Here is a 12,264-nt window from a genome sequence, read left to right on the forward strand (position 1 = left end):
GGCGCCCCCTGCTCAGGCGTTCAGCGTGAGGCTCAGGCCTCGTCGGCCGCCTCGGTCTCCTCGACGACGGGGACCAGCGACAGCTTGCCGCGGTCGTCGATGTCGGAGATCTCGACCTGCAGTTTCTGGCCGACGCTCAGCACGTCCTCGACGTCCTCGACGCGCTTGCCACCGGCGAGCACGCGGAGCTTCGAGATGTGCAGCAGGCCGTCCTTGCCCGGCATCAGCGACACGAAGGCGCCGAAGCTGGTCAGCTTCACGACGGTGCCCAGGTAACGCTCGCCGCGCTCCGGCATGTGCGGGTTCGCGATGGCGTTGATCTGCGCGACGGCGGCCTCCGCGGCCTCGCCCGAGTCCGCACCGACGTAGACGGTGCCGTCGTCCTCGAGGGAGATGTTGGCGCCGGTCTCGTCCTGGATCGTGTTGATGACCTTGCCCTTGGGGCCGATGACCTCGCCGATCTTGTCGACCGGGATGCGCAGGGAGATGATCCGCGGCGCGTAGGGGCTCATCTCGTCGGGCATGTCGATGGCCTCGCCCATGACGTCGAGCAGGGTGTGCCGGGCGTCACGGGCCTGCAGGAGCGCCTTCTGGAGTTCGGAGGCGGGGATGCCGTTGAGCTTCGTGTCGAGCTGGAGGGCGGTGACGAAGTCACGGGTACCCGCGACCTTGAAGTCCATGTCGCCCAGCGCGTCCTCGGCGCCCAGGATGTCGGTCAGCGCGATGTACTGGGTCTCGCCGTCGACGTCCTCGCTCATGAGGCCCATGGCGATGCCGGCCACGGGGGCCTTCAGCGGCACGCCGGCGTTCAGCAGCGACATGGTGGACGCGCAGACCGAGCCCATCGAGGTGGAGCCGTTGGAGCCCAGCGCCTCGGACACCTGACGGATCGCGTAGGGGAACTCGGTGCGGGTCGGCAGCACGGGCACGAGCGCACGCTCGGCGAGCGCCCCGTGGCCGATCTCGCGACGCTTCGGCGACCCGACGCGGCCGGTCTCACCGGTCGAGAAGGGCGGGAAGTTGTAGTTGTGCATGTAGCGCTTCGTCGTCTCCGGCGAGAGCGTGTCGATCTTCTGCTCCATGTCGAGCATGTTCAGGGTGGAGACGCCAAGGATCTGGGTCTCGCCACGCTGGAACAGCGCAGAGCCGTGCACGCGCGGGATCACGGCGACCTCTGCGGACAGGGCGCGGATGTCGGTGACGCCGCGGCCGTCGATGCGGACCCTCTCGGTCAGGGTGCGGTGGCGGACGATCTTCTTGGTCAGCGCCTTGACGGCGGCCGAGATCTCATTGGTGCGGCCGGCGAAACGCTCGGCGAGCGCCTCGGTGACCTCCTGGCGGATGGCGTGCGTGGCGTCGTCGCGCTCCTGCTTGCCGGCGATGGTCATCGCCTCGCCGATGCGGGTCGCGGCGAGCTCCTCGACGGCGGCGAAGACGTCGTCCTGGTAGTCGCGGAAGACCGGGAAGTCGTAGGTCTCCTTGGGCAGCTTGGCCGCGAGCTCCGACTGCGCGTCGCACAGGGTCTTGATGAACGGCTTCGCGGCCTCGAGGCCCTGGCCGACGATCTCCTCGGTCGGCGCGGTCTTCCCGGCGCGGACGAGCTCCCAGGTGGCCTCGGTGCCGCCGGCCTCGACCATCATGATCGCGACGTCGCCGTCCTCGAGGACGCGGCCCGCGACGACCATCTGGAAGGTCGACTTCGCGACCTGCTCGACGGTCGGGAAGCAGACCCACTGGTCGTCGATCAGGGCGACGCGCACGCCGCCGATGGGGCCGGAGAACGGCAGCCCGGCGATCTGGGTCGACATGGAGGCGGCGTTGATGGCCACCACGTCGTACATGACGTTGGGGTTGAGCGCCAGCACGGTCACGACGACCTGGACCTCGTTGCGCAGGCCCTTCACGAAGGCGGGGCGCAGCGGGCGGTCGATGAGACGGCAGGCGAGGATCGCGCCCTCGCCCGGGCGGCCCTCACGACGGAAGAACGACCCGGGGATGCGGCCCGCGGCGTACATGCGCTCCTCGACGTCGACCGTCAGCGGGAAGAAGTCGATCGCGTCGCGCGGGGTCTTCTGGGCGGTGGTCGCCGACAGCAGCATGGTGTCGCCGTCGATGTAGACCGCGGCCGAGCCGTCGGCCTGCTGCGCGAGCACGCCGGCCTCGAAGCGGACGGTGTGCTTGCCGTGCTTGCCGTTGTCGATGACGGCTTCGGCGAATTCGATGCCTGGTCCTTCCACGGACAGGCTCCTTTCGGTAGCTGTGCGCCCGAGAACCCACGGGGCTCTTCCCCGTCGCGCCAGCCGGTCTTCGATCGAGGCCTGCGGGGCCTCCCCTGCGTGGGGGAACCCGAGGGCCACTACCGAGGACCAGACTCACACCGCTCTGGGCCGCACGTTGACGTGCCTGGAAAACTCCAGGCCCGCCGACATTCTAGCTGTCAGACCCGAATCGACGCCATCGGTGCGCGTAGGTCACCATGTACTCATGCAGCAGATCGACATCGCTTCGCTGACCGAGAGCGCCGTCGCGACCGCCCGTCGCTGGGCCGACGAGTGCCGCGCCCATCCCGAGCCGAGGGCCGCACGGCTCCTGGCCGCCGCCCTGAAACATCCCTCGGGCCTCCGCTTCACCCTGGACTTCGTCGACTCGGTCATGCGCCCCGAGGACCCCCAGGTGGCCTCCCGCGCGCTGCTCGAGCTGTCGAAGCGCCCGGTCGACTTCCTGCCGGCACCGCTTCGCGTGGCCATGCGCTCGGTCGGCGCCGCGCCGCGCGCGGCCCTGCCGGCCGTCCGGCGCACGTTCGCGATGCTGGTCGGCGACCTCGTCGTCGACACGCACGGCCAGCTCGCTCCGGTGCTGAAGCGGCTGCGTGCCGGCGGATCCGGCCTGAACATCAACCTGCTCGGCGAGGCCGTCCTCGGCGACGAGCACGCCGCGGCGCGGCTCGACGCCACGACGAAGCTGCTTGCCCGCGACGACGTCGACTACGTCTCCATCAAGGTCTCCTCCGTGCTCGGGGCCCACTCGCAGTGGGCGCACGCCGCCGCGGTCGACGCGGCGGTGGAGCGGCTGCGGCCGCTGATGACGCTCGCCGCCCGGGAGGGGAAGTTCGTCAACCTGGACATGGAGGAGTACCGCGACCTCCACCTGACCCTCGACGTGTTCCGCCGGCTCATGATGGAGCCCGACCTGATCCGCCTCCGCGCCGGCGTCGCGATCCAGACCTACCTGCGGGAGTCGGGCCTCGTGCTCGACGAGCTGGACACGTTCGCCGCGGCCCGCGTCGCCGCAGGTGGCGTGCCGATCAAGGTGCGGCTGGTCAAGGGCGCCAACCTCGCCATGGAGAAGGTGCAGGCCGAACTGCGCGGCTGGCCGAACCCCGTGCACCCCACGAAGGAGACCACGGACGCGTCCTACCTGCGGGCGCTGGACCGGTGCCTAACGCCGGAGCGCACGGCCCGCGTCCAGATCGGGGTGGCGAGCCACAACATCTACACCCTGGCCATGGCGTGGGAGCTGGCGAAGGCCCGCGGCGTCACCGACGCCGTCGACATCGAGATGCTCTCGGGCATGGCGGTGCCGCTGCAGCACGTGATCCGCGAGGAGGTCGGCGGGCTGAGGCTCTACGTGCCCGTGGTCCCGCGCGCCGAGTACGACTCGGCGATCTCCTACCTGGTGCGCCGGCTCGAGGAGAACGCCGCTCCGGAGAACTTCATGTCCGGGGCCGCCTCGCTCGGCAGCGACCCCGCCTTCCTCGACCGCGAGGAGGCCCGCTTCCGGGCGGCCTGCACGCACCTGGACGACCCGGCGCCGACGGCCTGGCAGACGCAGATCCGAGGTGCCGTCACGGACGGCTTCGTCAACACCAGCGACACGGACCCGGCCCTGCCCGCAAACCAGGCCTGGGCCGAGGCGATCCGCGCCGGGCTCCCCTGCCCCGACCTCGGCGCCGACACCCTCGACGCAGCGACCACCGACGACGCCGCCACGGTGGCGCGGGTCGTCGCGGCCGGCCGGGCGGCCGGGGCCGAGTGGGCTTCGACACCCGTCGAAGAACGGGTCGCCGCGCTGCACCGCCTCGGAACCGAGCTCGAGGCCGCGCGCAGCGACCTGGTCCGCGTCGCCGCCGACGAGGTGGGCAAGCTCATCGACCAGGCCGACGTCGAGGTCTCCGAGGCCTGCGACTTCGCGCACTACTACGCGACGCTGGCCGCCGAGCAGGTCGAGGGGGCGACGCACGTCCCGCCGGCGCTCGTGCTGGTCGCCTCTCCCTGGAACTTCCCCATCGCGATCCCGCTGGGCGGCGTCGCCGCCGCCCTGGCCGCGGGGGCGGCCGTCATCCTGAAGCCGGCACCGCCCGCGCGCCGGATCGCCGCACTGCTGATCGAGGCGTGCCGCCGGGCGGGGATCCCGGCCAACGCGGCGCAGCTGCTGTTCGTCGAGGACGGCCCGCTCGGCGAGCAGCTCATCACGGACGACCGCGTCGACCAGGTGGTCCTCACCGGGGCCGCCGAGACCGCCGAGCTGTTCCGCTCCTGGCGCCCGGATCTCCACCTGTTGGCGGAGACCTCGGGCAAGAACGCCATCGTCGTCACCCCGTCGGCGGACCTCGACCTGGCCGCCGCCGATCTCGTCTACTCGGCCTTCGGGCACGCCGGCCAGAAGTGTTCGGCCGCGTCGCTCGGCATCCTGGTGGGCGACGTGGCGACGTCCCGCCGCTTCCTCGACCAGGTCCTCGACGCCGCCCGCTCGCTGACGGTCGCCTGGCCGGAAGAACCCCTCGCGGAGATGGGTCCCCTGACAGAGGAGCCGGGCGAGAAGCTGCTGCGCGGCCTGACGGAGCTGGAGCCGGGGCAGAGCTGGCTGCTCAAGCCGGAGCGCCTCGGCGACCGGCTGTGGCGACCCGGGGTCCGCGACGGCGTGCGCCCGGGCAGCGAGTTCCACCAGACCGAGTACTTCGGCCCCGTGCTGGGGCTGATGGCCGCGCGCGACCTCGACGAGGCCATCGCCTGGCAGAACGGCACGCGCTACGGACTCACCGCAGGTCTCCATTCGTTGGACGCCACCGAGGTGCAGCGCTGGATCAACCGGATCCAGGCCGGCAACGCCTACGTCAACCGCACGATCACCGGCGCCATCGTCCGCCGCCAGCCGTTCGGCGGCTGGAAGCGCTCGGCCGTCGGGCCCGGCATCAAGGCGGGTGGTCCGAACTACCTCACCGGCTTCGGCCACTGGGAGCCGGCCGCTCCCGTCGAGGGAGGCGCGCTGCGCGCCCCGACCGCCGCTCGACTCGTCGGCCGCTCCGTCGGGCTGCTCGACGCCGAGGACGCCCGCTGGCTGCACCAGGCGGCGGTCTCCGACGAGGCGGCCGCCCGCACGATCTTCCGCGTCGCGCACGACCCGTCGGCCCTGGTCAGCGAGATCAACGTGCTGCGCTACCGGCCGGTCCCGGTCACGGTGCGCGTCGAGGAGGCAGGCGCTCGCGACGTGCTCCGTGAGGCGTCCGCGGCCCTGGCCGCGGGCTCCCGGGTCGGTTTCTCCTTCGGCACGGCCCCGCACGGGGACCTCGCCGACGCCTTGGAGGACGCCGGCTTCGCCGTCACGGTCGTCGCCGACGAGGCCTTCGACGCATCGGCCGTCGGCCGGGTCCGGTTTCTCGGCGGCCGCTCGCTGCTGGCTGCGGTCGGCGGGTCGATCGACCTGACGGTGTACGACGGCCCCAGCGTGCCGGCCGGCCGGATCGCGCTGCTCCCCTATGTGCGGGAGCAGGCCGTGTCCATCACCAACCACCGCTTCGGGCACCCGACGCAGCTCACCGCGAGGCTCTCCCTGTAGGTTTCTGCTCCCGCGGCCACCCCGCGATGAGCACATGCTCCTTCTCGTTGCCCATAAACGCCCGAAAACGGCCGTTTCGCGCGACGACAAGTGTGTCGTGCTCATCGCGGCAGGCGGGCGGGGCACCTGTGGCCCCGGGAACAACGACGCAGGGCGCCCCCATGAAGGGGACGCCCTGCGTGAGAAGTCGAGACGAGGTCAGCGACGCAGCCCGAGGCGCGCGATGAGCTCGCGGTAGTGGTCGACGTCGTTCTTCGCAACGTAGTTGAGAAGGCGGCGACGCTTACCGACCATGAGCATCAGGCCACGGTGGCTGTGGTGATCGTGCTTGTGCTGCTTCAGGTGCTCGGTCAGGTGAGCGATGCGCTTGGACAGCAGCGCGATCTGCACATCGGGCGAACCGGTGTCACCAGGCGCGGTCGCGTACTCTTCAATCGTCTTCTTCTTCAGTTCTGCATCCATACTTGGTGCTCCTTCCAGTTCGCTGCACGGCGTCCCAGTCGCGGGTGCTTTCGGGACTCTTACCGGGCCGTGGCCGATCGACGGCAACCTGAGCAGACTACCATCCGGCGCAGGTGCGGGCCTAATTGCCCTGACCAACGCGGGGTTCTCCACGAGCGCAGCCCCTCCTCAACGGGACGGGCGCGCGCTAATGTGAGGCCACATCAGTGATCGACTCGAGGAGGAGCCATGGTCTTGACCGTCAGCCAAGCAACCGATGCAGACCTGGAGGTCCTCCGCCAGCACCAGGACCGGCCCGAGCTGGGGCTGGTCGACGAGCACTTCCGTCAGCAGGGTACAGGTCGCATCATCTTCGCCGTCGTACGCGACGGCGAACGGCCGGTCGGCAGCGCGGTCATCGACTTCGAGGCGGGGCAGCTGACGCCGGAGCTGCGGCACATGTATGTGTTCAAGTCCGCCCGTCGCCAGGGCGCCGGCCGGCTCCTGACGCAGTTCATCGAGCAGGCGGCCCGCGCGCGCGGGTACACCGCGGTCTTCCTGGCCGTCGACCCCAACAACTACAAGGCCGTCCCGCTCTACATCTCGCTGGAGTACCACCCCACGGGCGAGCACCTCTTCGTCGACGAGCCCGAGGTGCGCCAGGTCGAGGAGGGCGAGACTCCCAGCACCCACTACGCGATCTACAAGAAGAGCCTCACGGCCCTGTAGGCACTCAGTCGTCGATCGCGAGCATGACTCGCGTCGCGGCGACGTCGTCGTTCATCTGGTCGATCAGCGCCGCGATGCCGGCGAAACGCACCTGCCCGCGGATGCGGTCAACGAAGTCGACGCCGATCTCCACGCCGTACAGCTCGAGATCGGTGCGGCCGAGGACGTAGGACTCGACGCGGTGGTCGGCCCCGTCGAACGTGGGGTTCGTGCCCACCGAGATCGCGGCGGGAAGCCGTGGGGCGTCGGGCTCGTCCAGCCTGGTCAGCCAGCCGGCGTACACGCCGTCGGCGGGAACGGCCATCTCGTTGGGAACGGCGAGGTTCGCGGTAGGGAAGCCCAGCTCGCGGCCGCGCTGGTCCCCGACCTCAACGACGCCACGGAAGCGGAACGGACGACCCAGATGCAGCGCCGCCGTGCGGACGTCGCCTGCCTCGAGCGCCGCGCGCACCCCCGTGGAACAGCTGATCTCCTCGTCGACGGAGGCCAGCGACATCGGGCGCACCTCGAAGTGCCCCTTCCCCAGTTCCGCGAGCGTGGACACATCGCCTGAGGCCCGGTTGCCGAATCGGAAGTTCTCCCCCACCACGACCCGGACAGGACGAAGTGGCAGCAGGAAACGCTCGACGAAGGCCGCGGGCGACATGGCCGCCACGTCTCTCGTGAAGCGGATGACGCGCACCTCGCTGGCACCCGCCGCCTTGAGCAGCTCGATCCGGGTGCGCAGGTCGGTCAACAGCTGCGGCGCCTTGTCGGGCCGCAGGACAGAGACGGGATGGGGCCAGAACGTGACCACGATCAGGGGGTGGTGGGTGTCCCGGTTGGCCTCGGTCAGCACCTTACGGTGTCCCTGATGGACGCCGTCGAAGTTGCCGACGACGACGACACTGCCGTGCTCGATGTCCTTCACGGGACTCAATGTGACATCCTCACACCAGCACCGCAACCGGAACCGAGCCATTGCCCGACGGACGGTAGAGCGCCAGGAGGTCGCCGTCCGGGCCGATGACGCCGGTCGGGTCGGCCGGCACGACGCGTGCCAGGGATCGGCCGAAGCCGACGTCGCGGGCCTCAGCCTCGGTCAGGTCAACGACGGGAAAGCTGAGCCGGGCGGCCTCGGCCATGCCCATCAGGTGCGGCGGATCGTCGCCGAGCGCCACGGCGTCGTCGATGCCGTAGCCGCCGATGCGGGTGCGGCGCAGCGCTGTCAGGTGGCCGCCCACCGACAGGGCGTCGCCCAGGTCACGGGCTATGGCCCGGACGTAGGTGCCGGACGAGCACTCGACGGCGAGGTCGACGTCGAGGCAACGGCCGGCGGGGCGCACGTCGAGGACCTCGAGTCGGGAGACGGTGACGGGGCGCTCCTTGAGCACGACGTCCTCGCCGGAGCGGACGCGCGCGTAGGCGCGTTTGCCGTCGACCTTGATCGCGGACACGGCTGAGGGCCGCTGGAGGATGTCGCCGCGCTGCGGCTCGAGGGCCGCGTCCACGTCGGCCCCGGTGAGACCCGAGGCGTCCGCCACGGCGACGACCTCGCCGTCCGCGTCATCGGTGGGGGACGACTCCCCCAGCCGCACGGTCGCGAGGTACTCCTTGTCGTGCAGGGCCAGGTGGCCGAGCAGACGGGTGGCCCGGTTGACTCCCAGGATGAGCACCCCGGTGGCCATCGGGTCCAGCGTCCCGGCATGCCCGATCCTGCGGGTGCCGAGCAGCCTGCGAAGGCGCCCGACAACCTGGTGGCTGGTGACCCCCGACGGCTTGTCGACGATCACCAGCCCTGACGGTGAGCTCACTGCTCGTCGTCCTCCTCGGACAGCCTGGGCCTGCGGTAGGGGTCCGCCTCGCCGGCGAACTCCTTGCCCTCGGACGACGCCGCCGCGGCGGCGTCGCTGGCCTGCACCCGGGCCAGTAGATCCTCGATCTGCTTGGCCGTCTCGGGCGTGGCGTCCTCGACGAACGCGAGCGTCGGCGTGAAGCGGAGCCCCAGTTGCTGACCGACCGTGCTGCGCAGCATGCCGGTGGCCGACGCCAGCGCGGCGGCGGTGCCGGCGCGCTGCTCGTCGTCCCCGAGCACCGTGTAGAACACGGTCGCCTCACGGTTGTCACCGGTCAGCCTGACGTCGGTCAGCGTCACGAACCCCAGGCGCGGGTCCTTGACCCGACGCTCGATGGTCTTGGCGACGACGACCTTGATCTGGTCGGCCAGCTTCGCGTTGCGGGGGTTGGCCATCACTCGCGCTCCTTCTCCACCATCTCGTACGTCTCGACGACGTCACCGAGCTTGATGTCGTTGTAGTTCGACAGGGTCATGCCGCACTCGAAGCCCTCGCGGACCTCGGAGGCGTCATCCTTCTCGCGACGCAGCGACGCGATGGAGGTGTCGGCGATCACGACGCCGTCGCGCAGCAGACGCGCCTTGGCGTTGCGGCGGATGGAGCCGTTCGTGACCATGCAACCCGCGATGTTGCCGAACTTGGACGAGCGGAAGATCTCGCGGATCTCCGCGTGGCCGCGGACCTCCTCGGCGAAGATCGGCTTGAGCATGCCCTTGAGAGCCGCCTCGATCTCGTCGATGGCCTGGTAGATGACCGAGTAGAAGCGGATGTCCACGTTCTCCCGGTCGGCCAGCTGCTGCGCATGCGGCGTGGGCCGCACGTTGAAGCCGATGACGACGGCCTTGGAGGCGGCGGCCAGCGAGACGTTTGTCTCGGTGATGGCACCGACGCCACGGTCGATGACCCGCAGCGACACCTCGTCGCCGACCTCGATCTTCGACAGCGCGTCCTCGAGGGCCTCGACGGAACCGGCGCCGTCGCCCTTGAGGATGAGCAGCAGCTCCTGCGTCTCGCCCTTCTCCAGCTGCTCGAACAGCTGGTCGAGGGTCTTGCGACGGCTGGACTTCGCCTGCTGCGCCGCACGCATGCGCGCCTCACGCTTGTCGGCGATCTGTCGGGCCATGCGGTCATCGTCGACAACCAGGAAGTTGTCGCCAGCGCCGGGCACGGCGGTGAGGCCGAGCACCTGCACGGGCAGCGACGGCGGGGCGGCGTCGACGGTGTCACCCTGATCGTTGATCATGGCGCGGACGCGGCCGTGGGCCGAGCCGGCCACGATCGAGTCGCCGACGCGCAGCGTGCCGCGGTGCACCAGGACGGTGGCAACCGGGCCGCGGCCCTTGTCGAGGTGCGCCTCGATCGCCACACCCTGGGCGGGCATGTCGGGGTTGGCGCGCAGGTCCAGGGCCGCGTCGGCGGTCAGGACGATGGACTCGAGCAGCTCGTCGAGACCCTGGCGGGTCACGGCGGACACGTCGACGAACTGGGTGTCGCCGCCGTACTCCTCGGGCACCAGGCCGAACTCGGACAGCTGGCCGCGGACCCGGGTCGGGTCGGCCGCGTCCTTGTCGATCTTGTTGACCGCGACCACGATCGGCACCTCGGCCGCCTTGGCGTGGTTCAGAGCCTCGATCGTCTGGGGCATCACACCGTCGTCGGCCGCGACCACGAGCACCGCGATGTCGGTCGACTTCGCGCCGCGGGCACGCATGGCGGTGAACGCCTCGTGACCCGGGGTGTCGATGAAGGTGATCTTGCGGTCCTTGCCGTCGACCTCAGTCTCGACCTGGTACGCGCCGATGGCCTGAGTGATGCCGCCGGCCTCGCCCGCCACGACGTTGGTGTGACGCAGCGCGTCGAGCAGCTTCGTCTTGCCGTGGTCGACGTGGCCCATGACCGTGACGACCGGCGGACGCGGCGCGAGGTCCTCCTCGCCGCCGAGATCCTCGCCGAACTCCAGGTCGAAGCTCTCGAGCAGCTCGCGGTCCTCGTCCTCGGGCGAGACGACCTCGATGTTGTAGTCGAGCTCGGCGCCCAGCACCTCGAGGGTGTCGTCGGCCACGGACTGCGTGGCGGTGACCATCTCACCGAGGTGGAACAGCACCTGCACCAGCGACGCCGGCTCCACGCCGATCTTCTCGGCGAGGTCGGTCAGCGAGGCGCCGCGACGCAGGCGGACGGTCGCACCGTCGCCCTTGCGCAGACGCACGCCGCCGATCGTCGGGGCCTCCATCTGGTCGAACTCTTGCCTGCGCTGCTTCTTCGACTTGCGACCCCGCTTACCTGCGGAGCCACCACGACCGAACGCGCCCTGGGTGCCGCCACTGCGGCCACGACCGCCGCCGCGACCGCCACCCATGCCGCCGCCCATGGGCGGGCCACCGGCACCGGGACGACCACCGCCGCCACCGCCGCCGCCGGGACGACCACGGCCGGGGCCGCCACCGGGACGGCTCGGGCGCGCGCCGATGGCCGCGTTCGCGGTCTTCGGCATCATCGCGGGGTTGGGGCGCGGCATGCCGGGCAGGCCGCCGGTGCCACCGGGGCGCGGCATGCGCTGCTGGTCACCGCCGGAGCGGGGGGCGGCACCGTCGCGACGCTGACCGCCGCCGGGGCGGTCGTTGCGACGCTGCTGCGTGCCCATGCCCTGGGACGCGGCGAACGGGTTGTTGCCGGGGCGCGGGGCGCCCGGCTTGCGGGGGCCGGGGGTCGGGGCGCCCGGACGGCCGGGGGCCTGGGGACGCGGGCCGGGGGTCGGCGCGCCGCCGGAGCGACCGGCACCGGGAGCCTTGGCCGCGGGACGCGCGGCGGCGGGCTTCGGTGCGGGGGCGTGCGGCTTCGGCGCGGCCGGGCGAGGAGCGGCGGGACGCGTCGGGGACGCGGCCTGGCTCTCCGACGCGGTCGGGGCACCGGGGGTCGCGGTCGGCGCGGCGGGGGCCGCGGGGCGCGCGGCGGCCGGCTTCGGCGCGGCGGGGGCCGCCGGGCTGGCCGGCTTGGCGGCCGGACGCGCGGCGGGCTTCGGCGCCGGCCTGGGGGCCGGTGCCGTGGTCTGGGTCTTGGGGGCGTCGTCCGCGGGGGCGTTGTACGCCTCCCGGACGCGACGAACCACCGGCGTCTCCAGCGTGGAGGACGGGCCGCGAACGTATTCGCCCATCTCCCCCAGCTTGGCCAGAAGTTCTTTACTTGTGATCCCGATTTCCTTGGCGATCTCGTGGACGCGAGGCTTAGCCACTACTCTCCTTCGCAGGTCCCGACCGTCCGAGGCCGGGATCCCTAGTTGTGCTTGGTCATCGTCTGATACTCATCGAGTGGTCATGAGCGTTAGCCCACCTTTTGGTTGCTGCCCCGTGGGGCGTGGAACGATGGCACCCACGCGCACGTGGGCCGAGGGACATCATAACGCGGCCTGCCGGGTCGGGCCAAC

The 12,264-nt window shown here is 71.1% G+C and carries 8 protein-coding genes; 2 read left to right on the plus strand and 6 right to left on the minus strand.

Annotated elements, in window-relative coordinates; genetic code table 11:
• Positions 1-32 precede the first annotated feature (32 nt).
• Complete coding sequence (locus KDB89_RS08880; protein WP_219080278.1) at positions 33-2,237, minus strand: polyribonucleotide nucleotidyltransferase; 2,205 nt, start codon at positions 2,235-2,237, stop codon at positions 33-35.
• A gap of 247 nt (positions 2,238-2,484) precedes the next feature.
• Between KDB89_RS08880 and KDB89_RS08885 the strand changes: the two genes are divergently transcribed.
• Positions 2,485-5,835 carry a proline dehydrogenase family protein gene (locus KDB89_RS08885; RefSeq protein WP_219080280.1) on the plus strand — a complete coding sequence of 1,117 codons (3,351 nt, stop codon included), beginning with the start codon at positions 2,485-2,487 and terminating at the stop codon, positions 5,833-5,835.
• Between the two features lie 198 nt (positions 5,836-6,033).
• Here KDB89_RS08885 and rpsO read toward each other — a convergent pair whose 3' ends face one another.
• A complete protein-coding gene (gene rpsO, locus KDB89_RS08890; protein WP_219080282.1) occupies positions 6,034-6,297 on the minus strand; it encodes a 30S ribosomal protein S15 in 264 nt (87 codons plus the stop codon).
• A gap of 228 nt (positions 6,298-6,525) precedes the next feature.
• Here rpsO and KDB89_RS08895 point away from each other — a divergent pair, with 228 nt between their 5' ends.
• On the plus strand, positions 6,526-7,005 hold the full coding sequence (locus tag KDB89_RS08895) for a GNAT family N-acetyltransferase (RefSeq protein ID WP_219080283.1): 480 nt from the start codon (positions 6,526-6,528) through the stop codon (positions 7,003-7,005).
• A 4-nt stretch (positions 7,006-7,009) separates the two neighbouring features.
• On the opposite strand, the gene KDB89_RS08900 is transcribed toward KDB89_RS08895, so the two are convergent.
• Genes KDB89_RS08900 through infB form a run of 4 tightly spaced genes read right to left on the minus strand, consistent with a single transcriptional unit; the run spans position 7,010 to position 12,072 of the window.
• A complete protein-coding gene (locus tag KDB89_RS08900; protein ID WP_255555857.1) occupies positions 7,010-7,924 on the minus strand; it encodes a bifunctional riboflavin kinase/FAD synthetase in 915 nt (304 codons plus the stop codon).
• 10 nt (positions 7,925-7,934) lie between these two features.
• Complete coding sequence (gene truB, locus KDB89_RS08905; RefSeq protein ID WP_219080286.1) at positions 7,935-8,798, minus strand: tRNA pseudouridine(55) synthase TruB; 864 nt, start codon at positions 8,796-8,798, stop codon at positions 7,935-7,937.
• A complete protein-coding gene (gene rbfA / locus KDB89_RS08910; protein WP_219080288.1) occupies positions 8,795-9,235 on the minus strand; it encodes a 30S ribosome-binding factor RbfA in 441 nt (146 codons plus the stop codon). The genes truB and rbfA overlap by 4 nt, the downstream gene beginning before the upstream one ends.
• Complete coding sequence (infB, locus tag KDB89_RS08915; protein ID WP_219080290.1) at positions 9,235-12,072, minus strand: translation initiation factor IF-2; 2,838 nt, start codon at positions 12,070-12,072, stop codon at positions 9,235-9,237. Before infB ends, rbfA begins: the two co-directional genes overlap by 1 nt.
• Positions 12,073-12,264: the final 192 nt, after the last annotated feature.

This window comes from Tessaracoccus palaemonis, assembly GCF_019316905.1.
GTDB classification, from domain to species: domain Bacteria; phylum Actinomycetota; class Actinomycetes; order Propionibacteriales; family Propionibacteriaceae; genus Arachnia; species Arachnia palaemonis.